We start from the raw sequence: 26,107 nt of genomic DNA, 5'->3' as shown, positions 1-26,107 counted from the left end.
CCCTAGCTATGGGGTTTGGCCTGCGAGTTCAAGATGCGGCGTCGCCGCGCCCCCGGGCCGCCTTGACGGGGCAGGGGCGAGCGCCCAGTGTCCGCCGCCATGACTCTCCCGGGCCTCCTCGCCGTCATTCCCTTTCCCGATGTCGATCCGGTCATCGTCCAGCTCGGCCCCTTCGCGGTGCGCTGGTATGCGGTGGCCTATATCGTCGGGCTGGTCTTCGCCTCCTGGTACATGAAGCGGCTGGTCTCCACCCCCCGGCTCTGGGGCGGCCGGAAGCCCTCCATGACGGTGGCCCAGGTCGATGATTTCTTCATCTGGTCGGTGCTGGGCGTGGTGCTGGGCGGGCGGCTCGGCTACGTGCTGTTCTACAAGCCGCTGTTCTACCTCGCCCACCCGCTGGACATCCTGAAGATGTGGGATGGCGGCATGTCGTTCCATGGCGGCTTCCTCGGCGTGGTGGTGGCCTGCCTGCTCTATGGCCGCGCCATCGGCTGCAGCCTCGACCGGATGCTGGACCTTGGCGCCGCCTCGGTGCCGGTTGGCCTCGGACTGGGGCGGCTGGCCAATTTCGTCAATGGCGAACTCTGGGGCCGCCCGACGGATTTGCCCTGGGGCATCGTCTTCCCGCATGACCAGCTGCAGGTTCCCCGCCACCCCAGCCAGCTCTACGAGGCCGTCCTCGAGGGCGGCGTGCTGTTCCTCGCGGTCAGGATTGCCACCCACCGCTATGGTGCATTGCAGCACCCCGGCCGGGCGTCGGGCATCTTTGCACTGGTCTATGGCCTGTCCCGCATCCTCGCCGAATGCTTCCGGGAGCCCGATGCCTTCCTCGGCTATTTCGGCGGCTTCCTCACCATGGGCATGATCCTGTCGCTGCCGCTCTGCGCGGTGGGCGTGTGGCTGCTCCTCAGGTCGCGTCATGAACCCGCTTGAAACCTTCCTCGCCGACCTGATCGCCGCCGAGGGTCCGCTGCGGATCGACCGCTACATGGCCCTCTGCCTCGGCCATCCCCGCCACGGCTACTACATCACGCGGGATCCGCTGGGCGACCGCGGCGATTTCATCACCGCCCCGGAGGTCAGCCAGGTTTTCGGCGAACTGGTCGGCGTCTGGGCCGTGGGTGCATGGGGCCTCATGGGCCAGCCCGACAGCTTCAACCTGGTCGAGCTCGGCCCGGGCCGCGGCACGCTGATGGCCGATGTGCTGCGCACGGTCCGCAAGGCCGCCCCCGGTTTCGCCGCTGCGGCCAGCGTCCATCTCGTCGAGACCAGCCCGGTGCTGCGCGCCAGGCAGCGCGAGGCGGTGGGCGAGGGCGCCACCTGGCATGACCGGCTGGAGGACGTGCCCGAGGGCCCGATGATCCTGCTGGCGAACGAATTCTTTGACGCCATCCCCATCCGCCAGTTCGAACGCCGGGACGGCGTGTGGCGCGAGCGGGTCATCGGCCTCACGCAGGACAGGCTCTCGATCGGCGTGGGCGGCATCGTGCCGGGCGCGATGGGCAAGGACGGCGACGTGATGGAGTTTGCCCCGGCGCGTGACGAGATCGCGCGCCACATCGGCGCCAGGCTTGCCGCCCACCGGGGCGCGGCCCTCGTCATCGACTATGGCCATCTCCACACCGCGCCGGGCGATACGCTGCAGGCGATGCGCGCGCACCGCTTCGTGCCCGTCACCGAAACGCCGGGCGAGGCGGACCTCACCTCGCACGTCGATTTCGAGAAGCTCGCCCATGCGCTCGGCGAGGGCGGCGCCATCACCCATCGCGGCATGACCCAGCGCGACTTCCTCCTCGCCATGGGGCTGGAGCAGCGCGTGGCACAACTGCAGGGCAAGGCTGATGCCGCAACCCGCGAGGTTCTCGCGCGCCAGATGGCGCGGCTTGCGGATGAGGCGCAAATGGGTAACCTGTTCAAGCTGCTCTGCGCCACCTCGCCGGGCATGAGCACGCCCTATCCCTTCGGATGAACCATGATCGCATCGGACGCACTGGCCCTCGGCGGCATTTCCCACGGCTTCTTCACCCGTGAGGGTGGCCATTCGACGGGCCTCTTCGACTCGCTCAACTGCGGCATGGGTTCGGGAGACGACAAGGAGACGGTCACGAAGAATCGCGCCGTGGTGGCCGACAAGCTCGGTGTGGCGCCCGATCACTTGCTCTCCGCCTGGCAGGTCCACAGCCCCGATGCCGTTGTGGTCACGGGCCCGTGGCAAGGCGAGGAGCGGCCGCGCGTCGATGCGCTGGTGACGAAGACGCCCGGCATCGGCCTCGGCGTGCTCACCGCCGATTGCGGCCCCGTACTGTTTGCCGATCCGCAGGCGAAGGTGATCGGCGCCGCCCATGCCGGGTGGAAGGGAGCACTCACCGGCGTCACCGCGCGGACGCTCGACGTGATGGAAGCGCAGGGTGCCAGCCGGCGGAACATCACCGCCGTGATCGGTCCGATGATTTCCCAGGCGGCCTACGAAGTGGGCCCCGAGTTTCCGGGCCGCTTCATCGAGGCCGACGCGCAGAATGCGCGCTTCTTCACGGCCTCGCCGCGCGCCGGCCACTACATGTTCGACCTTCCGGCCTATCTGGAAAACCGCCTGCGGGACGAGGGTGTGGGCACTGTCGTCAACCTGTCGCTCTGCACCTGCAGTGACGAGCAGCGCTTCTTCAGCTATCGCCGCGCCACACACCGCAACGAAAAGGACTATGGCCGCCTCATCTCGGCCATCGCGCTCGCTTAAGGACGGACCATGGCATTGCACTTCGACCGCACCGAATACGCCCGCCGCATCAAGGCCACCATCGCCGCGATGGAGAAACAGGGCCTCGACGGCCTGCTGATGTTCCAGCAGGAGTCGATGTACTATCTCACCGGCTACGACACTTTCGGTTTCTGCTTCTTCCAGTGCCTCTATCTGGGCAATGACGGCAAGCTGGCACTCCTCACCCGCTCCGCCGATCTCCGCCAGGCGCAGCACACCTCGATCATCGAGGACATCCGCATCTGGACCGATGCCGCGGGGGCGAAGCCCGCCACCCAGCTGCGCGACATGCTGCAGAGCCTCGGCGCCAGGGGCAAGCGGCTGGGCATCGAGAACCAGTCCTATGGCCTCACCCACGCCAACGGCAGGCAGGTCGATGCCGCACTCGAAGGCTTCGCCAGGCTCCAGGACGCGAGCGACTTGGTGAACATGATCCGCGTGGTGAAGTCGCCCGCCGAACTGCGCTATGTGAGGAAGGCGGGCGAACTCGGCGACGCGGCGCTGAAGGCGGCGGTGCGCAAGACCAGGGCGGGCGCTGACGAGGGCGAGATCCTCGCCGCGCAGCAGGGAGCCGTCTTCGCCGGCGGCGGCGACTACCCGGCCAATGAGTTCATCATCGGTTCGGGCCGGGATGCGTTGCTCTGCCGCTACAAGTCTGGCCGCCGCAAGCTGTCGAAGAAGGACCAGCTCACGCTGGAATGGGCGGGCGTCTACCGCCACTACCACGCGGCCTTCATGCGCACCCTCATCATCGGCAAGCCGGGCAAGGCGCACCTCGCCATGGACGAGGCCTGCCGCGAGGCGCTCGAGGCGGTGGAGGAGCAGCTGGTGCCGGGCCGCACGGCGGGCGACGTCTTCGCCGCCCATGCCGCCATCATGGACGCCCATGGCATGAAGGACCACCGGCTCAATGCCTGCGGCTATTCGCTGGGCGCCAAGTTCACCCCCTCGTGGATGGACAGCCCCATGTTCTACAAGGACAATCCGGTGGTGATCGGGCCCGGCATGGTGTTTTTCGCCCACATGATCCTGATGAATTCCGCGGCAGGGGCGGCCTATTGCCTTGGCCGCACCTACATCATTGGGGAAAAGAAGGCGGAGCCCGTTTCAAAGGCGTCTCTGGGGATGATAATCCGGTAAGTCATGGGTGAGTTGGGTGCGATCCGCGGTGCAGGCCGGGGCCGGGGCTTTCTCGGCACGGTGCTGCTTGCCGTCCTCGCGCTGCTGCTGACGGCCTGTTCGGCGGGTTCGATCCTCACCGATTCCGGTCCGTCGAACGGCAGTCCCAAGGGCAAGACAGTGCCTCCCGTGGCCTTCCAGCAGATTGCCGGCATCCCGCCGGACAAGCTTCAGCTGTTCAAGCAATCCCTTGCGAGTGCCGGCGGACAGCATGACATCGGCTTCGTCGAGGGCAATCTCGGGGCAGGCGTGTTCAGCCTCGGCGGCTCGATCCGGGCCAATTCCGGCAATGCCGGTGTGCGGGTCGTCTATGAGTGGCAGTTCCGCGACGCGGACGGCGTTCTCATCGACACCCTGACGGGCGAGGACAATGCCGGGGTCTATTCCGGGCCTGACCCCTGGCAGGCGGTGACCCCCGATGTCCTCGACCGGGTGGCCCGGCGCACGGCGGACCTGATGGCCCAGAAGCTCGCGGCCATGGGCTATGCCGCACGGCTCGCGCGCCTTACCGCGCCGCCGCCGGAGCTTTTCGCCAAGGCCGGGCCCACCGCCGGCCGCCAGATCGACTTCGAGACCGTGCATGGTCCTGGCCTCGCCGAGATCGGCACCACCCAGCTCGCCAATGCCGACGAGGTGGTGGAGCATGAGGAGATCAAGCCCTGGCTCGCGGCGGTGTCACCCATCCCCGGCGAGGAGCTGATGCCCAAGGTCGCCGTGTCCGATGATGGCCGCGCCGCCGAGCCGCCGGCCACCGACGACACGGGCGAAACGGCGCTGGCGGCCGCCGAACCCGCCGAACCCGCCGAATCTCCCGCGCCAAAGCCGGTGAAGCAGGCCACCGCCGTTCCCGCCACTGCCAAGCCGGACCAGCAGCCGATCCGCGCCGTCGCCGTCGTTCCGGTCAAGGGCTCTCCCGGCGGCGGGGACGACGAACTCACCTCCGCCATGCGCAAGACGCTGTCGGCGGCCGGCTGGCCGGTGGTCAGCAAGCCCCAGGCCGACGCGCTGACCATCGAGGGCCACGTGAAGCTGGCCGAAAAGGACGGCAAGACGCAGTCGGTGTCGCTGCGCTGGCTGGTGAAATCGCCCACCGGCAAGGTGCTGGGCGACGTGAAGCAGGCCAATGAGGTTCCGGCAGGCTCGCTCGATGGCGGCTGGGGCGGGGCGGCCACCGCGGTGGCGGAAGCCGCCGCAACGGGCATCTTCGACGTGGTCAAGCGCTATCGCTGAGACCGGGTTATCCCCATAAGCGGGGGCTATGGTTGCATGAGCGAAATGCCTCTTTGCATCGCGTCATACGGTTGTTATAGACCCTCGCAACCGGGGCGGATCAGGGGATTTCGGGCATGATGAAGATCGTGGCAGGCAACAGCAACCGGCCACTGGCCGAGGGCATCTGCTCCTACTTGAACACGCCCATCACCCAGGCCGTGGTCAAGCGCTTCAACGACATGGAGATCTTCGTCGAGATCCAGGAGAATGTCCGCGGCCAGGACATGTTCGTGGTGCAATCGACATCCTTCCCCGCCAACGACCACCTGATGGAGCTGCTGATCATCATCGACGCGCTGAAGCGGGCCTCCGCCAAGCGCGTGACCGCAGTGATCCCCTATTTCGGCTATGCCCGGCAGGACCGCAAGACCGGCTCGCGCACGCCGATCTCGGCCAAGCTCGTGGCCAACCTCATCACCCGCGCCGGCGCTGACCGCGTGCTGACCATGGATCTCCACGCCAACCAGATCCAGGGTTTCTTCGACATCCCGACCGACAATCTCTTCGCCGGCCCCGTGATGGTGCGCGACATCAAGAACCACCTCGATGTGCACAACACCGTCGTGGTCTCGCCTGACGTGGGCGGCGTGGTGCGCGCCCGCGCCCTTGCCAAGCGCCTCGACACGCCGCTCGCCATCGTCGACAAGCGCCGCGAGCGTGCCGGTGAATCGGAAGTGATGAACATCATCGGCGACGTGAAGGGCAAGTCCTGCATCCTGATCGACGACATCGTCGACTCCGGCGGCACGCTGGTGAACGCGGCGGAAGCGCTGCTCTCCAAGGGTGCGAAGGACGTGACCGCCTACATCACCCACGGCGTGCTCTCAGGGGGTGCCGTCTCGCGCATCACCAATTCGAAGCTCAAGGAACTGGTGATCACCGACTCGATCCAGCCCACCGAGGCCGTGAAGGTCGCCCGCAACATCCGCACCATCCCCATCGCGCCGCTGATCGGCGAAGCCATCGGCCGCACCAACCGCGAAGAGAGCGTGTCGAGCCTGTTCGAATAGGGGTTCGCATCCTCTCAAGTCCATCATGGCCGGGCGTGTCCCGGCCATCTTTTTTGGCGGATGCAGCAAAGGATGCCCGGGACAAGCCCGGGCATGACGGAATTGGTGAGCGTTTAGAGTGGCTTAGGCCTTGGGCGATCGCCATCTTGCCCCCATCGCCCCCTTCCGCTATAGCCCCCGCCGTCCGGCCGGCTCGTTCACCCCTGGAGGAAGTCCGGGCGGATCAATCATACTCAGGAGACTAACATGTCCAAGATCGTGCAGCTCAAGGCCGCCACGCGCGCCCGGGCAGGCAAGGGGGCCTCTCGCGCAGTCCGTCGTACCGGCCTCGTTCCCGGTGTCGTCTATGGCGACAAGCAGGAGCCCCAGCTTATCTCGCTCACCTACGGTGACGTTCTCCCCCATGTCGAGACCGGCCGTTTCCTCTCGACGCTGATCGACCTCGAGGTCGACGGCAAGACCGTTCGCGCCATTCCGCGCGACGTGCAGTTCGAGCCGGTGCGCGACTTCATCGTCCACATCGACTTCCTGCGCCTCGGCAAGGATGCCCGCGTGCGCGTCAACGTGCCCGTGCACTTCAAGGGCCAGGACGTGGCCCCCGGCATCAAGCAGGGCGGTGCGCTCAACATCGTGTCGCACTCGGTGGCACTGTCGTGCTCGGCGAACCTCATCCCCGACGAGATCAACGTCGACGTCTCGTCGATGCAGATCGGCCAGTCGATCCACCTTTCCGACATCAAGCTCCCCGAGGGCGTGAAGTCGGCCCTGACCGATGACGTGACGCTCTGCGCCGTCACCGCCCAGGCGAAGGAAGAGGAAGCCCCGGCCGAGGCCGCTTCGGCCGAAGTTCCGGCGACCAACCAGAAGGCTCCCGCTGCCGCTGCCGCTCCCGCCAAGGGCGCTGCCCCGGCAAAGGGTGCGGCTCCCGCCAAGGGCGCTGCCCCGGCGGCTGCCGCTCCGGCCAAGAAGAAGTAATCTTCTCAGCAAGAGGGCCAGATGCACCTCATCGTGGGGCTCGGCAACCCGGGCTCCAAATATCAGGGCAACCGGCACAATATCGGCTTCATGGCGGTGGACGAGATCGTCCGCCGCCATGGCTTTTCGCCGTGGCGCAAGCGCTTCCAGGGCGAAACCTCGGAAGGCCTGATGGGCGGGGACAAGGTGCTTCTCCTCAAGCCCCAGACCTACATGAACGAGAGCGGGCGCGCGGTGGGGGAAGCCATGCGCTTCTTCGACATCGATCCGTCACAGGTCATCGTGCTCTATGACGAGCTCGACCTCGAGCCCGGAAAGCTGCGGGTGAAGCTCGGGGGCGGGGCGGCAGGACACAACGGCATCCGCTCGATGATCGCGCATTGCGGACCGCATTTCGTCCGTGTGCGGATGGGCATCGGCCACCCCGGCCACAAGGAGCTGGTGCATGGCTATGTGCTGAGCGACTTCGCCAAGGCCGACCGCAGCTGGCTCGAGCCGCTGCTGACGGCCACCGCCGACAACATGCCGCTTCTCGTCAAGGGCGAGGAAGGCTCATTCCAGAACAAGGTGCATCTGGCGCTCAATCCGGCGCCCGAGAAGCCCGCAAAGAAGGCAGAGAACTGATGGGTTTCAAGTGCGGCATCGTTGGGCTTCCCAATGTCGGCAAGTCCACGCTCTTCAACGCGCTGACGCAGACGGCGGCAGCCCAGGCGGCGAATTATCCCTTCTGCACCATCGAGCCCAATGTGGGTGACGTGGCCGTACCCGATCCGCGCCTCGACGTGCTGGCGAAGATCGCAGGGAGCCAGCAGATCATCCCGACCCGGCTCACCTTCGTCGACATCGCCGGCCTTGTCCGCGGTGCCTCGAAGGGTGAGGGGCTCGGCAACCAGTTCCTCGCCAATATCCGCGAGACGGATGCCATCGCGCATGTGGTGCGCTGCTTCGAGGATGGCGACATCACCCATGTCGAGGGCAAGATCGACCCCATCGCCGACATCGAGACGATCGAGACCGAGCTGATGCTGGCCGACCTCGAGTCCCTCGAGAAGCGCCTCGTCAACACCGAGAAGAAGGCCAAGCAGGGCGACAAGGAGGCGAAGGAACTCGCCGACCTGATGGGCCGCGCGCTCGTGCTGCTGCGCGACGGCAAGCCCGCCCGCCTCGTCGAGCGCTCGGCGGAGGAGGAGAAGGCCTTCCGCGGTCTCGGCCTCCTGTCGTCGAAGCCCGTGCTCTATGTCTGCAATGTCGAGGAAGCCTCGGCCGACAAGGGCAATGAATTCTCGGCCCGCGTCTTCAAGCGCGCAGGCGAAGAGAATGCGGTGGCCGTCGTCGTTTCGGCCAAGATCGAATCCGAGATCGCCGTCATGGCGCTGGCTGACCAGAAGGACTTCCTCGATGCCGTGGGCCTCGAGGAGCCGGGCCTCAACCGCGTGATCCGTGCGGGCTATGACCTTTTGCACCTCGTCACCTATTTCACCGTGGGCCCCAAGGAGGCGCGCGCCTGGACCATCACCAAGGGCACCAAGGGGCCGCAAGCGGCGGGCGTCATCCACACCGATTTCGAGAAGGGCTATATCCGCGCCGAGACCATCGCCTACGATGACTATGTGGCGAACAACGGCGAAGCCGGTGCGCGCGAGGCGGGCAAGTTCCGGCTGGAAGGCAAGGACTATGTCGTCAAGGACGGCGACGTCATGCATTTCCGGTTTAACACGTAGTCCATACAGTCATCATCGCCGGGCTTGACCCGGCGATCCTTTTTGGCGACCAAGGAAAAGGATGCGCGGGTCAAGCCCGCGCATGATGAGCCTGGATAGAAGGGCCAGCCCGTGTCCGACCTGCTGCATTACGAAGATTTCCCCGAGGGCCTCGTCATCCCGCTCGGCACCCATCACCTGCCGAAGGAGGAGGTGATCGCCTATGCCGAGGAGTGGGACCCGCAGCCCTTCCATGTCGACGAGGATGAAGCCGAACGCTCCGTGCTCGGAGGATTGGCGGCTTCGGGCTGGCAGTCCTGCGCCATCCTCATCCGGCTCTCGGTCGAGGGCTATGCCAACCGTTCCGCCGCCATGGCATCCAACGCGATGGAAGAGTGCCGCTGGCTCAGGCCCGTCTTCGCCGGCGAGACGCTGACGGGCCGCGCCACGGTGCTCTCCCGCCGCATCTCCGCCAAGCGGCCCGAGATGGGCATTCTCAAGATGAAGTTCGAGCTGCTCAATACGCAAGGCGAGCTCAAGTGCGACGTCATCGGCGTGCAGTTCATGAAGGTCAGGCATCCATGATCGGGCTGTGGCTGGAAGAGATCGAGATCGGCCAGGTGGTGGAACTCGGCACGCATCATTTCACCAGGGAAGCGATCATCGACTTCGCGCGGAAGTACGACCCGCAACCTTTCCACCTGAGCGAGGAGGGCGGCCGCAACGGTCCCTTCGGCGTGCTCTCGGCATCGGGCTGGCACACGGGTGCGGCGTGGATGAAGTGCTATGTCGCCACCAACCAGAAGGCGGAAGCCGCGATCCGCGCGGAAGGCCGCGAGCCCGCGGTGCTGGGGCCGTCTCCGGGCTTCAACAACCTGCGCTGGATCAAGCCGGTGACGCCGGGTGACACGATTTCCTACCGCACCACGGTGACGGGCAAGCGCGCGCTCAATTCGCGGCCGGGCTGGGGCCTGGTCTTCGCCATGAACGAGGGCTTCAACCAGAAGGGCGAACTGGTGTTTTCCTTCGAGGGCAAGGTGCTGACGCCGAAGCGGCCAGTTTAGCTCCCGCCGTCACCACTCACCTCATCATTGCCGGGCTCGTCCCGGCAATCCTTTTGGAGCGCCAAAAAAGATGCCCGGGACGAGCCCGGGCATGATGAGGAGAGATGGTCTCGCTGCTAATGCCCCTCGAAGCTCACCAGCGTGTGCACCTTCACGCCCTTGGCCTTGAGCTTCGCGGCACCGCCCAGTTCGGGCAGGTCGATCACGAAGGCGGCGGACACCACTTCGCCGCCGGACTTGCGGATCAGGTCGATGGCCGCACCCGCCGTGCCGCCGGTGGCGATCAGGTCGTCAACCAGCAGCACGCGGTCGCCCTTGGAAATCGCGTCGGCATGCATCTCGATGGTATCGACGCCATATTCCAGCGCATAGTCCTGCCCGATGACGCGCGACGGCAGCTTGCCCTTCTTGCGGATGGGAATGAAGCCGCGGCCGAGATTGTGCGCCACGGCACCGCCGAGGATGAAGCCGCGCGCCTCGATCCCCGCCACATAGTCGATCTCGCCCTTGAGGAAGGGCCAGGCCAGCTCATCCACCGCGGCGCGGAAGCCATGAAGGTTCGAGAGCAGGGTAGTGATGTCGCGGAACATTACCCCGGGTTTGGGATAGTCCGGAATGGTGCGGATATAGCGCTTGATGTCGAAGCCGTTGCGCAGGTCCATCTCGTCCTCCTCGCTCAGGGCCACTTCACGACGGGCGGCATGGAGGAGAGGATCGACTCGACGTTTCCTCCCGTCTTCAGCCCGAAGATCGTGCCGCGGTCATAGAGCAGGTTGTATTCGACGTAGCGGCCGCGGCGGATGAGCTGCTCCTCGCGGTCATCCTCCGTATACGGAGTGTCCATGTTCCGCCGCACGAGTTTCGGATAGACGCCGAGGAAGGCCAAGCCGACGTCGCGGGTGAAGGCGAAGTCCTTTTCCCAGTCGCCCGAGTTGAAGTGGTCATAGAAAATGCCGCCGATGCCGCGCGGCTCGTTCCGGTGCGGCAGGAAGAAGTATTCGTCGCACCACTTCCTGAACTTCGGATAGTCGGCCACGGCGTGGGCATCGCAGGCCGCCTGCATGGCGGCGTGGAAGTCCACCGAATCCGGATGGTCCTGCACCCGGCGGCGGTCGAGCACCGGGGTCAGGTCGGCGCCGCCGCCAAACCAGGTCCTGGTCGTCACGATGAAGCGGGTGTTCATGTGGACGGCCGGCACGAAGGGGTTCCAGGGGTGGATGATGAGCGAGATGCCGGAGGCCCAGAAGCGCGGGTCCTCCTCCGCACCCGGGATCTGCTTCCGGAACTCCGGCGAGAACTCGCCATGCACCGTTGACGTATGGACACCCGCCTTCTCGAACACCTTGCCGTGCAGCATGGACATGACGCCGCCGCCGCCGTCCGGGCGTTCCCACGCCTTGCGCGCGAAGCGGGCGCCGCCCTCGATCTCCTCCAGCGCGGCACAGATACGGTCCCGGAGGCTTTCGAACCAGCTGCGGGCGGCGTCCTGGCGGGCGGGAAGGCTGTCGGTCATCGGCGATTCCTGTGGTTTCCCGACAGCCTAGCACCGGGCGCGCGGTGGTGAACAGCGCCCGAAGGAACGCCCGAACGGGAAAATCCGGTAACCTTCCGTCGCAGGGCGGTTGTGCATTTTCGGTCAAGTATGCTACTTAAAGGTGACTTGGCAGTGGAATGGTGCAGGCCAATGAAGACGTTCGTTCACAGACAACGCGAAAGGGGGGCGGTGGCCATCATTGTCGCGGTTGCCCTGGTGGGGCTTATGGTCCTGGCGGCTGCCGCAATCGACCTGGGCCGGGCCTACCTCATCCGCAGCGACCTGCAGATCGCGGTGGACAGCGCCGCGAAGGCTGCCGCCGCCGATGCCCTGGAACAACCGCTGGGCATCACCGAGGCGGAAAAGAAGGCACGGGCGAAGGCAACCGTCATTGCCTTCTTCAAGGCCAATTACAACATCTCGCCGGAGCTTCTGGTCTTCAACCCGAACGACGTCAATGACCTCCAGGTCGACTACGTGTCCACCGGCGAGAACGAGGACAGCATCATCATCACCGCGAAGGGCAAGGTTCAACTGGCCTTCGCCAGGCTCCTGGTGCCGGAGATCCCGATCACTGTAGGCGGCCGTGTCAAGCGCCCGCGGCCTGCACCGCTCGAACTGGCGCTTGTGCTCGACGTCACCGGATCGATGGTCGAACTCATGGATAGCGGAAAATCGAAGATGGTCGAGATGCAAAAGGCCGCCACGGGTTTGACCGATTATGTGCTGGACAGTGATTACGCCAAGGTCGGCATCGTGCCTTTTGCGAGAGCGGTGAACATCACCACCGCCTACAACGGCGCACCGTGGCTGAAGCTTGGAACGCCCGACCGGCTCTGTGATCTCCATTGCTCGCCGCTCGTGTGCAAAGCCGGATATTGGACGGAGTGCGCCAATTCCGATGGCCCAGGAACCTACCGGTGCTATAGATGCACCGAGTACGAGCCCCGAGTTTGCACCGGATGCAGAACCGTAGAATTTGCAGGATGTGTGCCGATGCGGGGCAGTGGAACGCCCTGGACCCCGATCCCCAACATCAGTAGTCCGACGTCACCCCCGTATGAAGGCCCGATCGGCGGTTGCGACACCCCATGGATTACCGACCTGACCGCAAAGGCAGACGTCAACAACACCGGAAAGACCATCATCCGCAACAGGATCAATGCCCTGCCTGTCATGGGCAACGGCAATACGAATCAGACCTACATCCCCGTCGGCCTGATCTGGGGATGGAACATGCTCACCCCGGAGGAGCCGCTGACGAAATCGTCATCCGCGACGGGTGACTCGGCGCCCCGCAAGTCCATCGTGCTGCTGACGGATGGCCAAAACTGGTGGCGACCCACGACCGCTAAAGACGGCGTGAGAGGGCCGAGTGCGGCATCTGATCAACTGACACTCGACATTTGCGCCAACATCAAGGACGACGACATCAAGATCAGTACGGTGGCGCTCTCCATCAACATCACCGACACGCTCGACATGCTCAAGAACTGCGCCTCATCCCCAGCCGACTTCTATAACGTGAATACGGCCGCTGGCCTTCAGAACGCCTTCAAGCGGATCGGCATGGCCTTCTCCTACAACAGCCTCAAGGAGTAGGGCGGCCGCGAAGCTGGCGCAGCGCCTCGCCGGTGGCGATGGCGCAGGCGATCGCCACGTTGAGCGAGCGCAGCCCCTCGCGCATGGGCAGGGTCACGCGCGCCTCGACGGCCGCGTGCACCGTGTCGGGCACCCCCACGCTTTCCCGCCCCATCAGGATCAGGTCATCCGGCTGGAAGGCGAAGTCCCAGACGGGCAGGCTGGCCCTTGTGGTCAGCAGCACGCTGCGCCGGCCGGCGGTGGCCTGCCGGTAGGCCGCCCAGGAGGCGTGGGTGAGGAGGGCGGCCTTGTCCAGATAGTCCATGCCGGCCCGGCGGAACTGGGACTCGCTCATCACGAAGCCCGCCGGCTCGATGATGCGGCAGGTGAGGCCGAAACAGGCGCACATCCGGAGGATGGTGGCCGCGTTGGGGGCGATGTCCGGCTGGTAGAGGGCGATTTCGAGCATTTTCCGGTTCCTTCCGCAGGCCCCGGGGGCCTACCAATTTCCCTGCGAACTGCGACACTTGATGGCTAGACTTCTCGAAAGCGCAATGCCAAAAGGTCGCGGGTTTGAGCGCCGGGGAACGCCCGCCCGTAGCCTGTTCTACGGTACGGCGCGGCAACAAAAGGGAAGAAGACACGTGTCCACAGCGGAACATGCGGAAACCAACCGGCGCGATTTTCTCTATATCGCAACGGGTTCGGTTGCAGCCGTCGGCGCAGCGCTGGCGGCTTGGCCATTCATCAACCAGATGAACCCCGACGCCTCGGTGCTGGCCATGGCCTCGGTCGAACTCGACCTGGCCCCCATCGCCGAAGGCCAGGAAATCACCATCAAGTGGCGCGGCAACCCGGTGTTCGTGCGCCACCGGCTGCCGGCCGAGATCGAGGCGGCCAAGGCCGTCCCGATGACCGACCTGAAGGACCCGCTGGCCCGCAACGCCAACCTGCCCGAAAGCGACCCCGCGACCGACGTGAACCGCGTGGTGGGTGGCAAGGAACAGTTCCTCATCATGATGGGCGTGTGCACCCACCTGGGCTGCGTGCCGATCGCCAACGAGGGCGACTTCGCGGTGGTCGAGGGTTCTGCCAAGCACGGCGGCTGGTTCTGCCCCTGCCACGGCTCGCACTACGACACCGCCGGCCGCATCCGGAAAGGCCCCGCGCCGCAGAACCTGCCGGTTCCGGCCTATGCCTATCTCACCGACACCAAGATCCGCATCGGCTAAGAAGGACCATCCTCAATGAGCGGACACGCATCGAATTATCAGCCCAAGTCGGCCTTCGCGAAGTGGTTCCATGAGCGGCTTCCCGTCATGGACATGGTGCAGGGCCAGGCGCTGGACTTCCCCACCCCGAAGAACCTGAACTACTGGTGGACCTTCGGCGGCATCCTCGCCGTCATGCTGGTGGTGCAGATCGTCACCGGCGTCGTGCTGGTCATGCACTACACGCCGCACGTCGACATGGCCTTCCAGTCGGTCGAAGGCATCATGCGCGACGTGAACTCCGGCTGGCTGCTGCGCTACATGCACGCCAACGGGGCCTCGATGTTCTTCATCGCGGTCTATATCCACATTTTCCGCGGCATGTATTACGGTTCCTACAAGGCGCCGCGCGAAGTGCTGTGGATGATCGGCGTGCTGATCTACCTCGTGATGATGGCTACCGCCTTCATGGGCTACGTTCTGCCCTGGGGCCAGATGTCGTTCTGGGGCGCCAAGGTCATCACCAACCTGTTCTCGGCCATCCCCTTCGTCGGCAACTCGATCACCACGCTGCTGTGGGGCGGCTACTCGGTCGACAATCCGACGCTGAACCGCTTCTTCTCGCTGCACTACCTGCTGCCCTTCGTGCTTGCCGCGCTCGTTGGCCTGCACATCTGGGCGCTGCACGTGGTGGGCAACAACAACCCGACCGGCGTGTCGGTGAAGAGCGCGCAGGACACCATTCCCTTCAGCCCCTACTACACGGTGAAGGATGCCTTCGCGATCGTCATCTTCCTGATGTTCTTCGCGGCGTGGATCTTCTTCGCGCCCAACTACCTGGGTCACGCCATCAACTACCAGGAAGCCAACCCGCTGGTGACGCCGGCGCACATCGTGCCGGAATGGTACTACCTGCCGTTCTACGCCATCCTGCGCGCCATTCCGGACAAGCTGGGCGGCGTCATCGCGATGTTCGGCTCGATCCTGATCCTGTTCGCGCTGCCGTGGCTTGATACCTCGAAGGTGCGCTCGGGCAACTACCGCCCGCTGTTCAAGGGCTTCTTCTGGATCTTCGTGATCGTCTGCGTGGCGCTCGGCTACCTCGGCTCCAAGCCGGCGGAAGGGCTCTACGTGGTGTTCTCGCGCATCCTGACGGCCTATTACTTCGCGCACTTCCTGGTGATCCTGCCGCTGCTCGGCCTGCTCGAAACGCCGAAGCCGCTGCCCGCCTCGATTTCCGATGCGGTGCTCGCCAAGAAGCATCCTGCCACCACGGCCGTGCCTGCCGAGTGATCTGGGGGAAAGAGAACATGACACTGCTCAAGACACTCGCAATCGCGGCCATGGGCCTCGCGCTGTCCTTCGGGGCGGCACAGGCGGCCGAGGGCCAGACCCCCGCAAAGGGCATCAGCTATTCCTTCGAAGGGCCCTTCGGCACCTTCGACCGGGCGCAGCTGCAGCGCGGCTACAAGGTCTACAAGGAAGTCTGCTCGAACTGCCACTCGATGCACTATGTCTCGTTCCGCAACCTGTCCCAGCCGGGCGGGCCGGAATTCTCCGACGAGCAGGTGAAGGCGGTCGCCGCCGGCTACACCATGCAGGACGGGCCCAACGACCAGGGCGAAATGTTCGAGCGGACCGGCCTTCCCTCCGACCGCTTCCCCTCGCCGTTCCCGAACGAGCAGGCGGCGCGCGTCGCCAATGGCGGCGCCTATCCGCCGGACCTGTCGCTCATCACCAAGTACCGCCCCGGCTGGTACGGCACCTTCAACCAGCTGTTCAACGGCATCGGCGGCCCGCAGTATGTCTACTCGGTGCTGACCGGCTATGTGCCGGACGAGCAGGTCCCCGAGGAGCTCAAGAAGGAGCAGCCCGAGGGCAAGCACTACAACCCCTATTTCGCCAACGGCCACTGGATCGGCATGCCGCCGCCGCTGACCGACGACCAGGTGACCTATGACGACGGCACCAAGGCGACCGTCGACCAGATGGCGCGCGACGTGTCCGCCTTCCTCGCCTGGACGGCAGAACCGAAGATGGAAGAGAGGAAGCGCACCGGCTTCATGGTCATGATCTTCCTCGGCATCCTGGCGCTGCTGCTGTACCTGGTGAAGAAGAAGGTCTGGGCCGACGTGCACTGACGCCAGCCAGGCGACGATCTGACGAGGCCCGGACGATGGTCCGGGCCTTTTCCTTTTTGCTGGCCTCGGGCATCCTGCGGCCAGCAGTTGGAGGGCTTCATGGCGGCATCGGTTCTGGGAATCATCGGCGGCTCCGGCATCTATGACATCCCGATGGACAATGCGCGCTGGGAGGAGATCGCCTCGCCCTGGGGCCAGCCTTCGGATGCCGTGCGGCGCGGCGAGATCGATGGCCTGTCCGTCGTCTTCATGCCGCGCCATGGGCGGGGGCACGTCTATTCACCGAGTTCGATCAATTACCGCGCCAACATCGATGTCTTGAAGCGGGCCGGGGTGACCGACCTTTATTCGCTGTCTGCCGTGGGTTCGCTGCATGGCGACCTGCCGCCCGGCACCTTCGTGCTGGTCGACCAGTTCATCGACCGCACCTTCGCGCGCGAGAAGAGCTTCTTCGGCACGGGCTGCGTGGCGCATGTCGCCTTTTCGCATCCGGTTTCGCCCGTGCTCCAGGACATCGCAGAGGCAGCCCTGAAGGCCGAAGGCATCGCCCATGCCCGCGGCGGCACCTACATGGTGATGGAGGGTCCGCAGTTCTCGACGCTGGCCGAATCCCAGCTCTATCGCAGCTGGGGTGCCAGGGTGATCGGCATGACCAACATGCCCGAGGCCAAGCTCGCCCGCGAGGCGGAGATCAGCTACTGCACCATCGCCATGGTGACGGACTACGACTGCTGGCACGAGGACCACGGCTCGGTCGACGTTGCGAAGGTCATCGAGGTGCTGAAGGCCAATTCCGGCAATGCCACGCGGCTGGTGTCGCGCATTGCGAAAAGCTTCCCGCGCCAGCATCCGCCGTGCCCGGCGGGGTCGGACCGGGCGCTCGACTTCGCCATCATGACGGCGCCGGACGAGCGCGACCCGCAACGTCTCGCCATGCTCGATGCAGTGGCGGGCCGGGTTCTGGGCCGCGGCTAGTCGGCGCCGCTGCGGGCGCGCTTCATGAAGGGCAGCGCCTCGAGCTGCCGCGCCTGGACGCCATCGAAGGAACGTTGCTTGCGGTCACAATCCGCCAGCATCTTCTTCCACATGGCTTGCCCCTTGCCCGCCAGCTGCTTGCAGGAAGGGGCCGTGGTGGCGCGGATGCGCCGGTCGAGGTCTGCGGCGCAGGTGAGCCATATCTGCTTGTGCTGGTTTTCATGCGCGATGATGAAGCCGTTCAGCTGGTTCCATTTCGCCCTGTCGGCTGCCGACAGAACGCCCAGGTTCGCAATGCGCGGCCGCTTGATGAGAAAGTTGAGCTTGATCGCATAGTCAGCAATCACGCAGCCGCCATTGCTTTCGTTGAGGCCGCCGTCCTGCACGGCGCGGGTGGAGATCGACGCAATGGCCTGGGCGCCGCCGACGCGCGGCCCCCCCTTCAGCAGGGCGCGGAAAATCGCTCCCGGCGTCGTGCCGTCAGCCGTGTAGTAGGAGATCTGGGTGTTCGAGACCACCTTGGCCCCGGCCTGGCCACAGAAGCAGAGCACGGATAGCGCAAGTGCCGCGGGCCAGGGTGATACCATGGGTTGAACAATCCTGCTGAAGCTGCACCAGCACTATCGGCAGCCGGAGGCGGGGGATCAAGAAAATAAGTCTAGGTAGTTTCTTGCCCCCCGAGTTCAGTCCCCGCGCATCACCCTCTGCATGAAGGGCTGGGCCAGAAGTTCGGCGCGCTGCTCGCTGTCGAAGCGCACCTGCTTCTTGTCGCAGGCGGTCTTCATCTTCCGCCACAGGTCTTCCGCCTCCTGGGCCGCGTCCTTGCAGTTGCCGGTCTTGATGCCGAGTACCTTGCGGTCGAGGTCGGCGGCGCAGCGCAGCCACAGCCTGGTGTGCTGCAGTTCGTGTGCCTTGAGGAAGGCGGTGAACTGCTGCCACAGGCCCCGGTCCCTGGCCGACAGTGACGCAAGTCCGGTGGGCTTCGGCATCTCCACGGTGAAGCGGAAATTGACGTGGTTTTCCACCACCCGGCAGGATGAGCCCTCCTGCTGCAGGCTATAGTTCTGGACCCCGCGGGCGGACGTGGCGGCAATGGCGCGCTCGCCAGCAACCTTGGGGCCGCGGTTCACGATCGACCGGTAGATCTCCCCGGGCGTCCGGCCGGCCACCGGATAATAGGTGAACTCGATGCTGTGCGTGGTGTCTGCCGGGGCGGGGCCAGCTCCCGCGAGCAACAAGAGGGCCGCAACGGCGGCCCGGATCGGTCTCGAGCGAATCATGACCACTTCATAACCCATCCAGTCAAGCTCCGCCTGCGCGGAAGACCCCTCTTGCCGCAAACGCATAGGTGGCTCATAATAAAACCTGTCCGGGCGGCAAGTCCGGATGTCGGCTGTGCTGTTCAACTGGTCAAGACCCGTATCCTCATCAGGGGAAAGTGCCTTTCCATTGGGACGCGGCTGAGGCAGGTCCGGTGCCGCCTCGCAGGCGGCGGCGACGGGCGTCAAGAAAAGACTGGATGAGGGACGCTGTTTCGATGCGCCAGAACGGCACTGTGAAGTTTTTCAACCAAGCCAAGGGCTACGGGTTCATTTCGCCAGAAGGTGGCGGCAAGGATGTGTTCGTGCATATCACCGCCGTGCAACGTTCCGGCATTCCCGAGCTCTCGGAAAACATGAAGATCAGTTTCGAGGTTCAGCCTGACAAGAAGGGCCGCGGCCCGCAGGCCGTGAACCTGCAGATCGACTGATCTCTGGCCGGGCTTCGGCAGGAAGCCCGCAAAGCTGGCCGCTCCGCCGCCCCGCAGCGTGCCAGCCTCGCAATCGAGGCTCGCGTCCGAGTCTCGACAAAGGGCCGGTTTTCCTGCAATTGCCGTCTTCGCCGGGGCCGCTGCTCCGGGAAGAAGGCTATGGGAATGAAGCGCGCACTCGTCTTCCAGCACATGGACCACGACCATCCCGGTCGGTTCGTCGACTACTTCGCCGAAGACGGCATCGTGCCCGAGGCCGTGCGGCTGTTCGAGGGGCAGGACATCCCGTCTCTCGCCTCCTATGATCTTCTCTTCGTTCTCGGGGGTGCGCAGGACACCTGGCAGGAAGCCGAGTTTCCGTGGCTCGTTGCCGAGAAACAGGCGATCCGCGAGTGGGTGGCCGAGCGCGCCAAGCCCTATTTCGGTGTCTGCCTCGGCCACCAGCTGCTGGCCACCGCGCTGGGCGGCGAGGTGGCGCTGGCGGAGGAAGGCGAGGTCGGCGTCTTCGACGTGACGCTGACCGGGGAGGCGGCATCCCACCGCCTCATGCAGGGGCTGGAGCCCCGCCACAAGGTCATGCAATGGCACATGGCAGAGGTGAAGCGCGTGCCGCAGCAGGCCCGCGTGCTGGCCTCCTCACCCCGCACCCCGGTACAGGCCCTGGCAGTCGGCGATCATGCCATGAGCACCCAGTTCCATTGCGAGTTCTCGCCGCAGTCGGTGGCGTCCTGGTCGTCGCTGCCGGGCTATGTCGCCAATCTCGAAAAGCACTGTGGCGAGGGTGCCTACCAGCGGCTGGTGCGGGAGTCCTTTCCCCTCATGCCGCAAATGGCCCGCATGACGCGGCGCATGTATGACAATCTGGCGGTGTCCTCCGGCCTGCGGAAATAGCTAGAGCTCTGCCTCCAGCAGTTGCTCGCGGGTGATCCAGAACACCTCGCCCTCCGACTCCTCGGTATCGAGCCACAGGAAGTCGAGCTGGGGATAGTCGTCGACCAGCCGCTCGCGCCCGGTGCCGATCTCGCAGAGCAATCCGCCCCCGGGGTTCAGGTGGTCCGCGGCTGCGGCGAGGATGCGCCGCACGAGGTCGAGACCGTCTTCGCCGCCGAGATGCGCCATCACCGGCTCGTGGCCATATTCAGCCGGAAAGGCCGCAACTTCGCCGCCCGCGACATAGGGCGGGTTGGAGATGATGAGATCATATGTCCGCCCCTCCACCGCATCGAAGAGGTCGCCGTGGAGCAGGTTCACCCGGTCGGCCAGGTCATGCTCGTCGACATTGATGCGTGCCACCTCCAGGGCATCGGCGGAGAGGTCTGCTGCGTCCACCTCGGCATCCGGGAACAGGCCTGCGGCCAGAATGGCGAGGCAACCCGAGCCGGTGCAGAGGTCGAGGACGCTTGTGACATTGGAGACATCCTCGATCAGCGGAGCGTCTTCGCCGCCGAAGATGCCGGAGAACATCAGTTCGCCGATAAAGGAGCGCGGTACGATCACCCGTTCGTCGACGTAGAAGGGGATGCCGTGGATATAGGCGCGCTTCACCAGATAGGCGGCCGGCATGCGCGTATCGATCCGCGCCCGGATGAGCTGCGCGAGCCTCTGCCTTTCGGGTTCCAGCAGCCGTGCATCGAGCCACGGGTTGATGTCGTCGACCGGCAGGTGCAGTGCCTCGAGGATCAGGAAGGCCGCCTCGTCGGTGGCCGATGTGGTGCCGTGACCATGGACCAGTTTGGCGGCACGGAATTCCGACAGTGCCCAGCGCAGGAAGTCACGGATGGTCGAAAGCTGGCTCGAGGCTTCGCTGGCGAGCTTGTCTGGCATGGCGCTTGTTCCTGGTGGCGAAGAGGGCCTGAATCACGATCGCTGCCACAATCACCGCGCCGCCGAGGAAAGTCCAGACGGGTGGCAGCTCGCCGCTGGCCAGCCACGCCCAGAGCGGCGAGAGGGTCGGCTCCACCAGGGCGATCAGGGCCAGCTGTGCTGCCGGCACGCTGCGCGATCCGATGGTGAAGAGGATCAGGCCCAGCGTCAGCTGCACCGCGCCCATCACGAAGCACAGGCCGAAATTCCGCCAGCCGATGGCGAAGTCCTGCAGGCCGTGGCTGTCGCGCAGCGCGGTCGGCAGCAGGATGATCACGCCGGTCACCACGACGAGGTAGACGGCATTCCAGATGAGGGCGACCGACATGTCGGACCGCTGCCCCCAGCGCAGCATCACCGCGTAGCAGGAGAAGCAGAAGGCGGAATAGAGCGCCAGAAGGGTGCCGACGAAGGCGCCGCCTCCGGCATTGCCGTAGAAGATGATCCCCATGCCCGCCAGCGCCACGCACATGGCGAACCATGTGATGGCGGGAATGCGCTCGCGCAGGATCCACACGCCGAGGATGGCGGACAGGAAGGGTGCCACGCCGGTCATGAACACGGCGTCGGCAACGGTGGTGTAGAACATGGCGATGATGAAAACGAGCCCGGCGGTGCCGATGGCCACGCCGGCAATCACCGCATTGACGCCCGCGTCGCGCGTCTTGGCCAGGAATTCGCCCCGGAAGCGCAGGCCAAGCCAGACCAGCATGCAGGCCAGCACCACCGCCGACCGGTAGAACACGATCTGCCAGGCATCGATGCCGTGGGTGAGGCGGACAAGGCCGCCTGCCATGCTCCAGCACGCGGCGCCGGCTGCTGCAAAGAGCACGCCCGCGCCATAGCTGAAGACTTTCTGGCTCATGCCGGCTTCGGCCGCTCCCGCACGGCGCTGAACATGGCGGAGACGATGAACACCATGAACACCGCCGCCATGGTGAAAGGTAGCCCGTCCGGCCCGAAGCCCGCAATGGACCAGCCGGCCGCGAGCGAGCCCACCAGCGCCCCCAGGCCCCACATGGTCGAGAAGGAAGCCGTGCCGGTGACCAGTTCATGGCCCGAGAAGCGCTCGCCCAGTTCCGCCAGTGCGACCGTGTAGATGCCTGCCGCGGTGGCGCCCATCACCGTCAGGACCGGCCACAGGGCCCAGGTGCCGAAGACGAAGGGCACGAGCAGCGAGCTCATGCCGCTCAGCACGCCACAGCCCACCATCACCCAGCGCTTGTTGAAATGGTCGGCGCACCAGCCGATGGGGAACTGCAGCACGGTGTTGCCGAGCACGAAGGCGGTGAGGGCCAGGGCGGCGGTCTCCTGGTCGAAGCCCTTCTTCACCGCATAGACCGGCAGGAAGCTGAGGTTCGCCGCATCGAGGATCGCGAACATGCCCACCGCGAAAAGCAGGATCGGCGCCTTCCTTGCGAAGGACAGGACGGAAAGGGGCGTCTCGTCCTCGCTGTCCACCTCCTCGTCCTTCACGAAGAAGATGGGAATGGTTGCCGCGAGAAGCATGGCCACGCCGACGGCGAAGGGCGTGATGCTGTCGATGCCGGTAAAGCTGATGATCGCCGGGCCGAAGCCGAAGCTCAGCGCGAAGATCGAGGTGTAGATTGCCAGGATGCGGGTGCGCCAGGGCCCTTCGGCAAATCGCACGATCCAGGCTTCGCTGATGGCGAAGAGGATCGACACGAAGAAGCCCTGCAGCAGCCTGAGCCCGAACCACCACCAGAAGACCGGAAAGAACGGATAGGAGATGATGACCGCCGCGGTGACGAGGCCCGAGCCGATCACCGCCCGCTTGGCGCCGAAGCGCCGCACCACATAGGGGATCACGAAGATCGACAGCACGATTCCGACGGGGTGCATCGCCGAGTTGATGCCGATCCACTGCGAAGGGATGCCGCGGCTCTCCATGATCAGCGAGAGCAGCGGGAACATCAGCCCGAAGGTGAAGCCGAACACGGTGATGGCGGCAACCGCCGCCAGCAGGTTGATGACGCGCTGCCTATCCATTGCGGATGTCCCGCACCAGCCTGCCGCCCGTCAGCCCGAGGCCCGCCAGCAGCAGCACGAAGAAGGCGGCGAGCGTGACCGGCATTGCATCAATGCCCACGAGGTCGATGGCGGCTCCCGCCACCGGCGGCCCGATGAGTCCGCCCACGCCCCACATGGTGGCCACCGCCGCCGTTCCTGCCATCAGGTCCGGGCCCTTGAAGGTGTCGCCCATGGTGGCGAGGCCCACGACGTAGGTGGCGAAGGCCATGGGTGCCAGCACCATCATGATCGGCCACACCGACCAGTGCCCGATGACGATGAGCAGGCTCAGCGACAGCACGACGGTGATGGCGGCCGAGAGATAGATGACGGCCTTGCGTGACCAGTGGTCGGCCAGCCAGCCGAGCGGATAGGAAAACAGGACGTTGCCGATGATGCCGATGCCAAGGAGCCGGCTCGCCACGGCGAGGTCCAGCCCGTTGCTGATGCCATAGATGGTGAAGAAGGCGATCAGCACATTGTCGAACAGCGTGGCGGCACCGATCGCATAGAGCAGCATGGGGGCGCGGCGCACGAAGCCGAAGAAGCTGCCGCCGCCGCCATGCTGCTGGAACTGCGCGTCGGAGACCTTGACGAAGGCCAGCGGCAGGGTGGCGAGCAGCACGCAGGCGATGCCGATGCCCCAGGGCAGGAAGCCGTCAATGCCGGTCCAGGGCAGGATCAGCGGCCCGGTGGCGAAGGTGACGGAGAGGAGTGAGGTATAGACCCCCATCACCCGGCCGCGGTTCTCGGCCGTTGCCGCCGAGAGGATCCACGCCTCGCTCACCACGAACAGGGCGCCTGTCGACAGGCCGAAGAAGAAGCGCAGCGGAAACCACATCCACACGGGAAGCGAACTGATGGCGGCGAGGCTCACCACCAGCACGCCGATGATGATGAGCACGATCCTCTTGGTGCCCACGCGCGCGATGATGCGCGGCAGGAAGGGGCCTGCCATCAGGATGCCGATCGGCCCCATGGCGGAGTTGAGCCCGATGGCCCAGGCCGGCCAGCCGCGCTCGTTCATCAGCAGGGGGATCAGCTGCAGCGTCAGGCCGAAGGCGATGTCGCAGGCGCCCACCGTCGCCAGGGCGGCGACGATGATTCCGGTGCGCGAAGTGCCTTCTGGGGTTGTCATGAAACCGGTTCTATTTGAACTTTCGTTCAACAAGCTCTAGAGGCCCGCACCGCGCCCGGCAAGGCGGTTGCACGGCCGGTGGGGCACAGCTATGCACTGCCGCCATGACACAGACCAAGACGCCACAGCCCGCGCAGCTCAAGGCCTTCATCATCCCCGTCACGCCGTTCCAGCAGAACTGCTCGCTCGTCTATGACGAGGCAAGCAAGGTGGGTGCCATCGTCGACCCCGGCGGCGACGTGCCGGTGATCCTCGAGGCCATCAGGCAGTCGGGCGTCAAGGTCGAGAAGATCCTGCTCACCCACGGCCACATCGACCATGCGGGCGGGGCGGCGGAGCTGAAGGAGAAGCTCGGCGTGCCGATCGAGGGTCCGCACGAGGAGGATACGTTCCTGCTCGACGATCTTGCGGCCAGCGGAGCGAAATATGGGTTCGAAGCCCGCCCGGTCAGGCCGGACCGCTGGCTGAAGGAAGGCGACACCGTCACCGTCGGTGGCCTCGCGTTCAGGATCTACGAGGCGCCGGGGCATACGCCGGGGTCGGTGGTGTTCTTCAACGAGGCCAACCGCTTCGCGCTGGTGGGCGACGTGCTGTTCCAGGGTTCGATCGGCCGCACCGATTTTCCGCGCGGCGACCATGCGGCGCTGATCCGCTCGATCAAGGAGAAGCTCTATCCGCTGGGCGATGACGTCGTCTGCCTGCCGGGCCATGGCCAGCCCTGCCAGATCGGCGTGGAACGGGAAACCAACCCGTTCCTCAACGAATAGCTAGGTCTTCATCTCGACGAGGCGGGAGTTCGACGCGAAGTAGGCGTCACCGGTGTTCTTGAACACGCCGCATTCGGGCAGGCCCTTGCCCCAGCTTTCGCAATACTGCGTGCCGTTGGCCGTCCACTTGCCCACGCCGCCGCCCTTGGCATCGTCCTGGAAGCTGAAGGTGCCATCGGCATTGTAGGTGACGAAGCCGTTGCCATCGGGCCTCGTGTACTGGAAGGTCTTGCCCGAGATCGCGGTGCGGATCTGCTCGGCGTTGAAATTGGTGATCGGCACCGGCGTCTTGTCGGTGGTGGCGGAGGTGCCACCATTGGTGATGCGCACGCCCTTGGGGCTGTTGGTGCAGGCGGCGAGCGCCAGGGCCAGCGACAGGACGGCGGCAGTGCGAAGGAAAGGGCGGTTCAAAATCGTTTGATCCTTGGGTTGGCCGCATGTGCCACAGGCAGCAGGGGCCTTCAAGTCATTTGGGCGAGAAGGCCGGGCAGGGCGCCCAGGCTGGCGATGCGGCGGAAGCGGGGCTCGGCCTCGGGTGCCTCCTCGTGCTCCAGTACCCAGGTCAGCTCATGCGGCACGTAGACGCCCCAGCTTCCCGCCCGGATGGCGGGGACGATATCGGATTTCAGCGAATTCCCCACCATCATCGCGCGCTCCGGCCCGTCGCCATGGCGGGAGAAGATGCGGCGGTAGGTATCGGGCGTCTTGTCGCTGACGATCTCGACGGCGGAGAAATAGTCGCCGAGGCCCGACTGGGCGAGCTTGCGCTCCTGGTCGAAGAGGTCGCCCTTGGTGATGAGCAGGATGCGGTAGCGGCCGGCCAGCTGGTCCAGCGTCTCCCTGGCGCCGGGCAGCGTCTCGACCGGGTTCTGCAGCATCTGGCGGCCAAAGCCGAGGATCTCCCCGATGACGGAGGCCGAGACCTGGCCATTCGTCACCTCCACCGCCGTCTCGATCATCGACAGGGTGAAGCCCTTCACGCCGAAGCCATAGAAGCGGAGGTTGCGGCGCTCAGCCTCGAGCAGCTTCGCCGAGATCACCTCATGCGCGCCGTGTTCCGAGAGCAGCTCGGTGAAGCGCTGCTCGGTGAGGCGGAAGAAGGTTTCGTTCTGCCACAGCGTGTCATCCGCATCGAAGCCGATGGTGCTGAGGCCGCTCACG

30 protein-coding genes are annotated in these 26,107 nt (G+C 65.4%); 19 read left to right on the top strand and 11 right to left on the bottom strand.

The window, feature by feature from the left end:
* Positions 1-99 precede the first annotated feature (99 nt).
* The 11 genes from lgt to DK847_RS00860 all read left to right on the top strand — a co-directional run bounded on the left by lgt (position 100) and on the right by DK847_RS00860 (position 9,955).
* On the top strand, positions 100-933 hold the full coding sequence (gene lgt, locus DK847_RS00910; protein ID WP_111195738.1) for a prolipoprotein diacylglyceryl transferase: 834 nt from the start codon (positions 100-102) through the stop codon (positions 931-933).
* Positions 920-1,969 carry a class I SAM-dependent methyltransferase gene (locus DK847_RS00905; RefSeq protein ID WP_111195737.1) on the top strand — a complete coding sequence of 350 codons (1,050 nt, stop codon included), beginning with the start codon at positions 920-922 and terminating at the stop codon, positions 1,967-1,969. Before lgt ends, DK847_RS00905 begins: the two co-directional genes overlap by 14 nt.
* Positions 1,970-1,972: 3 nt before the next feature.
* Positions 1,973-2,734, top strand: a complete 762-nt coding sequence (pgeF, locus tag DK847_RS00900; protein WP_111195736.1) for a peptidoglycan editing factor PgeF — start codon at positions 1,973-1,975, stop codon at positions 2,732-2,734.
* A 9-nt stretch (positions 2,735-2,743) separates the two neighbouring features.
* A complete protein-coding gene (locus tag DK847_RS00895; protein ID WP_111195735.1) occupies positions 2,744-3,895 on the top strand; it encodes a M24 family metallopeptidase in 1,152 nt (383 codons plus the stop codon).
* Positions 3,896-3,898: 3 nt separating this feature from the next.
* The gene (locus DK847_RS00890) at positions 3,899-5,164 is read left to right on the top strand and encodes a hypothetical protein (RefSeq protein ID WP_111195734.1); all 1,266 of its coding nucleotides are present in this window, start codon (positions 3,899-3,901) and stop codon (positions 5,162-5,164) included.
* A 119-nt stretch (positions 5,165-5,283) separates the two neighbouring features.
* Positions 5,284-6,216, top strand: coding sequence for a ribose-phosphate pyrophosphokinase (locus DK847_RS00885; protein ID WP_111196298.1), 933 nt, complete (start codon positions 5,284-5,286; stop codon positions 6,214-6,216).
* A 246-nt stretch (positions 6,217-6,462) separates the two neighbouring features.
* Complete coding sequence (locus tag DK847_RS00880) at positions 6,463-7,191, top strand: 50S ribosomal protein L25/general stress protein Ctc (RefSeq protein ID WP_111195733.1); 729 nt, start codon at positions 6,463-6,465, stop codon at positions 7,189-7,191.
* A gap of 21 nt (positions 7,192-7,212) precedes the next feature.
* Positions 7,213-7,815 carry an aminoacyl-tRNA hydrolase gene (pth, locus tag DK847_RS00875; protein ID WP_111195732.1) on the top strand — a complete coding sequence of 201 codons (603 nt, stop codon included), beginning with the start codon at positions 7,213-7,215 and terminating at the stop codon, positions 7,813-7,815.
* The gene (ychF, locus tag DK847_RS00870; protein ID WP_111195731.1) at positions 7,815-8,912 is read left to right on the top strand and encodes a redox-regulated ATPase YchF; all 1,098 of its coding nucleotides are present in this window, start codon (positions 7,815-7,817) and stop codon (positions 8,910-8,912) included. Before pth ends, ychF begins: the two co-directional genes overlap by 1 nt.
* A 111-nt stretch (positions 8,913-9,023) precedes the next feature.
* Positions 9,024-9,476, top strand: a complete 453-nt coding sequence (locus tag DK847_RS00865) for a MaoC family dehydratase (RefSeq protein WP_111195730.1) — start codon at positions 9,024-9,026, stop codon at positions 9,474-9,476.
* Positions 9,473-9,955 (top strand): MaoC family dehydratase, encoded by a 483-nt coding sequence (locus DK847_RS00860; protein ID WP_204508193.1) that lies wholly within the window; start codon positions 9,473-9,475, stop codon positions 9,953-9,955. The genes DK847_RS00865 and DK847_RS00860 overlap by 4 nt, the downstream gene beginning before the upstream one ends.
* 116 nt (positions 9,956-10,071) lie before the next feature.
* Here the strand turns inward: DK847_RS00860 and DK847_RS00855 are convergent, their stop codons facing one another.
* Positions 10,072-10,617 (bottom strand): adenine phosphoribosyltransferase, encoded by a 546-nt coding sequence (locus DK847_RS00855; protein WP_111196296.1) that lies wholly within the window; start codon positions 10,615-10,617, stop codon positions 10,072-10,074.
* Positions 10,618-10,631: 14 nt separating this feature from the next.
* The gene (gene hemF / locus DK847_RS00850; RefSeq protein WP_111195729.1) at positions 10,632-11,468 is read right to left on the bottom strand and encodes an oxygen-dependent coproporphyrinogen oxidase; all 837 of its coding nucleotides are present in this window, start codon (positions 11,466-11,468) and stop codon (positions 10,632-10,634) included.
* Between the two features lie 171 nt (positions 11,469-11,639).
* Between hemF and DK847_RS00845 the strand changes: the two genes are divergently transcribed.
* Positions 11,640-13,091, top strand: a complete 1,452-nt coding sequence (locus tag DK847_RS00845; RefSeq protein WP_161957082.1) for a pilus assembly protein TadG-related protein — start codon at positions 11,640-11,642, stop codon at positions 13,089-13,091.
* Here DK847_RS00845 and DK847_RS00840 read toward each other — a convergent pair.
* A complete protein-coding gene (locus DK847_RS00840; protein ID WP_111195727.1) occupies positions 13,081-13,539 on the bottom strand; it encodes a tRNA (cytidine(34)-2'-O)-methyltransferase in 459 nt (152 codons plus the stop codon). The two genes, DK847_RS00845 and DK847_RS00840, sit on opposite strands and share 11 nt — an antisense overlap.
* A 175-nt stretch (positions 13,540-13,714) precedes the next feature.
* Between DK847_RS00840 and petA the strand changes: the two genes are divergently transcribed.
* From petA to DK847_RS00820, 4 genes are all read left to right on the top strand, one after another.
* Positions 13,715-14,302, top strand: a complete 588-nt coding sequence (petA, locus tag DK847_RS00835; protein ID WP_111195726.1) for a ubiquinol-cytochrome c reductase iron-sulfur subunit — start codon at positions 13,715-13,717, stop codon at positions 14,300-14,302.
* A 15-nt stretch (positions 14,303-14,317) separates the two neighbouring features.
* Positions 14,318-15,574, top strand: a complete 1,257-nt coding sequence (locus DK847_RS00830) for a cytochrome b (protein ID WP_111195725.1) — start codon at positions 14,318-14,320, stop codon at positions 15,572-15,574.
* 17 nt (positions 15,575-15,591) lie between these two features.
* The gene (locus DK847_RS00825) at positions 15,592-16,422 is read left to right on the top strand and encodes a cytochrome c1 (protein WP_111196295.1); all 831 of its coding nucleotides are present in this window, start codon (positions 15,592-15,594) and stop codon (positions 16,420-16,422) included.
* 99 nt (positions 16,423-16,521) lie between these two features.
* Positions 16,522-17,397, top strand: a complete 876-nt coding sequence (locus tag DK847_RS00820) for an S-methyl-5'-thioadenosine phosphorylase (RefSeq protein WP_111196294.1) — start codon at positions 16,522-16,524, stop codon at positions 17,395-17,397.
* Here DK847_RS00820 and DK847_RS00815 read toward each other — a convergent pair.
* Positions 17,394-17,984 carry a DUF922 domain-containing protein gene (locus tag DK847_RS00815; protein ID WP_111195724.1) on the bottom strand — a complete coding sequence of 197 codons (591 nt, stop codon included), beginning with the start codon at positions 17,982-17,984 and terminating at the stop codon, positions 17,394-17,396. The genes DK847_RS00820 and DK847_RS00815 overlap by 4 nt on opposite strands.
* Positions 17,985-18,080: 96 nt before the next feature.
* A complete protein-coding gene (locus DK847_RS00810; RefSeq protein WP_161957081.1) occupies positions 18,081-18,677 on the bottom strand; it encodes a DUF922 domain-containing protein in 597 nt (198 codons plus the stop codon).
* Positions 18,678-18,934: 257 nt separating this feature from the next.
* Here DK847_RS00810 and DK847_RS00805 point away from each other — a divergent pair, with 257 nt between their 5' ends.
* Complete coding sequence (locus DK847_RS00805; RefSeq protein ID WP_111195722.1) at positions 18,935-19,147, top strand: cold-shock protein; 213 nt, start codon at positions 18,935-18,937, stop codon at positions 19,145-19,147.
* A gap of 165 nt (positions 19,148-19,312) precedes the next feature.
* Complete coding sequence (locus tag DK847_RS00800; protein WP_161957080.1) at positions 19,313-20,038, top strand: type 1 glutamine amidotransferase; 726 nt, start codon at positions 19,313-19,315, stop codon at positions 20,036-20,038.
* Here the strand turns inward: DK847_RS00800 and prmB are convergent, their stop codons facing one another.
* From prmB to DK847_RS00780, 4 genes are read right to left on the bottom strand one after another with little or no spacing between them, the layout of a single operon-like run.
* Positions 20,039-20,971: a 50S ribosomal protein L3 N(5)-glutamine methyltransferase gene (gene prmB / locus DK847_RS00795; protein ID WP_111195720.1), complete on the bottom strand. Its 933-nt coding sequence runs from the start codon at positions 20,969-20,971 to the stop codon at positions 20,039-20,041. It abuts the gene before it with no gap.
* Positions 20,919-21,875: a DMT family transporter gene (locus DK847_RS00790; RefSeq protein ID WP_111195719.1), complete on the bottom strand. Its 957-nt coding sequence runs from the start codon at positions 21,873-21,875 to the stop codon at positions 20,919-20,921. The genes prmB and DK847_RS00790 overlap by 53 nt, the downstream gene beginning before the upstream one ends.
* Entirely contained in the window at positions 21,872-23,020 is a 1,149-nt protein-coding gene (locus DK847_RS00785) for an MFS transporter (protein ID WP_111195718.1), read from the bottom strand. Before DK847_RS00785 ends, DK847_RS00790 begins: the two co-directional genes overlap by 4 nt.
* A complete protein-coding gene (locus tag DK847_RS00780; RefSeq protein WP_111195717.1) occupies positions 23,013-24,179 on the bottom strand; it encodes an MFS transporter in 1,167 nt (388 codons plus the stop codon). Before DK847_RS00780 ends, DK847_RS00785 begins: the two co-directional genes overlap by 8 nt.
* Before the next feature lie 104 nt (positions 24,180-24,283).
* On the opposite strand from DK847_RS00780, the gene DK847_RS00775 reads away from it, so the two are divergent.
* A complete protein-coding gene (locus DK847_RS00775; RefSeq protein WP_111195716.1) occupies positions 24,284-24,946 on the top strand; it encodes an MBL fold metallo-hydrolase in 663 nt (220 codons plus the stop codon).
* Here the strand turns inward: DK847_RS00775 and DK847_RS00770 are convergent, their stop codons facing one another.
* Together DK847_RS00770 and DK847_RS00765 are read right to left on the bottom strand one after the other, a co-directional pair.
* Positions 24,947-25,357, bottom strand: coding sequence for a hypothetical protein (locus DK847_RS00770; protein WP_111195715.1), 411 nt, complete (start codon positions 25,355-25,357; stop codon positions 24,947-24,949).
* A 50-nt stretch (positions 25,358-25,407) separates the two neighbouring features.
* A complete protein-coding gene (locus DK847_RS00765) occupies positions 25,408-26,106 on the bottom strand; it encodes an HAD family hydrolase (RefSeq protein WP_111195714.1) in 699 nt (232 codons plus the stop codon).
* Position 26,107 lies beyond the last annotated feature (1 nt).

Source organism: Aestuariivirga litoralis (genome assembly GCF_003234965.1).
In the GTDB taxonomy this organism is placed as follows: domain Bacteria; phylum Pseudomonadota; class Alphaproteobacteria; order Rhizobiales; family Aestuariivirgaceae; genus Aestuariivirga; species Aestuariivirga litoralis.
Note: the sequence above shows the minus strand (reverse complement) of the source record. Positions and strands in the feature narration are given on the sequence as shown.

What these genes read in the sequence shown, in the direction of transcription:
- lgt (WP_111195738.1), top strand. Translation starts at nt 100, where the DNA reads ATGACTCTCCCGGGCCTCCTCGCCGTCATTCCCTTTCCCGATGTCGAT.
- DK847_RS00905 (WP_111195737.1), top strand. Translation starts at nt 920, where the DNA reads ATGAACCCGCTTGAAACCTTCCTCGCCGACCTGATCGCCGCCGAGGGT.
- pgeF (WP_111195736.1), top strand. Translation starts at nt 1,973, where the DNA reads ATGATCGCATCGGACGCACTGGCCCTCGGCGGCATTTCCCACGGCTTC.
- DK847_RS00895 (WP_111195735.1), top strand. Translation starts at nt 2,744, where the DNA reads ATGGCATTGCACTTCGACCGCACCGAATACGCCCGCCGCATCAAGGCC.
- DK847_RS00890 (WP_111195734.1), top strand. Translation starts at nt 3,899, where the DNA reads ATGGGTGAGTTGGGTGCGATCCGCGGTGCAGGCCGGGGCCGGGGCTTT.
- DK847_RS00885 (WP_111196298.1), top strand. Translation starts at nt 5,284, where the DNA reads ATGAAGATCGTGGCAGGCAACAGCAACCGGCCACTGGCCGAGGGCATC.
- DK847_RS00880 (WP_111195733.1), top strand. Translation starts at nt 6,463, where the DNA reads ATGTCCAAGATCGTGCAGCTCAAGGCCGCCACGCGCGCCCGGGCAGGC.
- pth (WP_111195732.1), top strand. Translation starts at nt 7,213, where the DNA reads ATGCACCTCATCGTGGGGCTCGGCAACCCGGGCTCCAAATATCAGGGC.
- ychF (WP_111195731.1), top strand. Translation starts at nt 7,815, where the DNA reads ATGGGTTTCAAGTGCGGCATCGTTGGGCTTCCCAATGTCGGCAAGTCC.
- DK847_RS00860 (WP_204508193.1), top strand. Translation starts at nt 9,473, where the DNA reads ATGATCGGGCTGTGGCTGGAAGAGATCGAGATCGGCCAGGTGGTGGAA.
- DK847_RS00855 (WP_111196296.1), bottom strand. Translation starts at nt 10,617, where the DNA reads ATGGACCTGCGCAACGGCTTCGACATCAAGCGCTATATCCGCACCATT.
- hemF (WP_111195729.1), bottom strand. Translation starts at nt 11,468, where the DNA reads ATGACCGACAGCCTTCCCGCCCGCCAGGACGCCGCCCGCAGCTGGTTC.
- DK847_RS00845 (WP_161957082.1), top strand. Translation starts at nt 11,640, where the DNA reads ATGAAGACGTTCGTTCACAGACAACGCGAAAGGGGGGCGGTGGCCATC.
- DK847_RS00840 (WP_111195727.1), bottom strand. Translation starts at nt 13,539, where the DNA reads ATGCTCGAAATCGCCCTCTACCAGCCGGACATCGCCCCCAACGCGGCC.
- DK847_RS00830 (WP_111195725.1), top strand. Translation starts at nt 14,318, where the DNA reads ATGAGCGGACACGCATCGAATTATCAGCCCAAGTCGGCCTTCGCGAAG.
- DK847_RS00825 (WP_111196295.1), top strand. Translation starts at nt 15,592, where the DNA reads ATGACACTGCTCAAGACACTCGCAATCGCGGCCATGGGCCTCGCGCTG.
- DK847_RS00820 (WP_111196294.1), top strand. Translation starts at nt 16,522, where the DNA reads ATGGCGGCATCGGTTCTGGGAATCATCGGCGGCTCCGGCATCTATGAC.
- DK847_RS00815 (WP_111195724.1), bottom strand. Translation starts at nt 17,984, where the DNA reads ATGGTATCACCCTGGCCCGCGGCACTTGCGCTATCCGTGCTCTGCTTC.
- DK847_RS00810 (WP_161957081.1), bottom strand. Translation starts at nt 18,677, where the DNA reads ATGATTCGCTCGAGACCGATCCGGGCCGCCGTTGCGGCCCTCTTGTTG.
- DK847_RS00805 (WP_111195722.1), top strand. Translation starts at nt 18,935, where the DNA reads ATGCGCCAGAACGGCACTGTGAAGTTTTTCAACCAAGCCAAGGGCTAC.
- DK847_RS00800 (WP_161957080.1), top strand. Translation starts at nt 19,313, where the DNA reads ATGAAGCGCGCACTCGTCTTCCAGCACATGGACCACGACCATCCCGGT.
- prmB (WP_111195720.1), bottom strand. Translation starts at nt 20,971, where the DNA reads ATGCCAGACAAGCTCGCCAGCGAAGCCTCGAGCCAGCTTTCGACCATC.
- DK847_RS00790 (WP_111195719.1), bottom strand. Translation starts at nt 21,875, where the DNA reads ATGAGCCAGAAAGTCTTCAGCTATGGCGCGGGCGTGCTCTTTGCAGCA.
- DK847_RS00785 (WP_111195718.1), bottom strand. Translation starts at nt 23,020, where the DNA reads ATGGATAGGCAGCGCGTCATCAACCTGCTGGCGGCGGTTGCCGCCATC.
- DK847_RS00780 (WP_111195717.1), bottom strand. Translation starts at nt 24,179, where the DNA reads ATGACAACCCCAGAAGGCACTTCGCGCACCGGAATCATCGTCGCCGCC.
- DK847_RS00775 (WP_111195716.1), top strand. Translation starts at nt 24,284, where the DNA reads ATGACACAGACCAAGACGCCACAGCCCGCGCAGCTCAAGGCCTTCATC.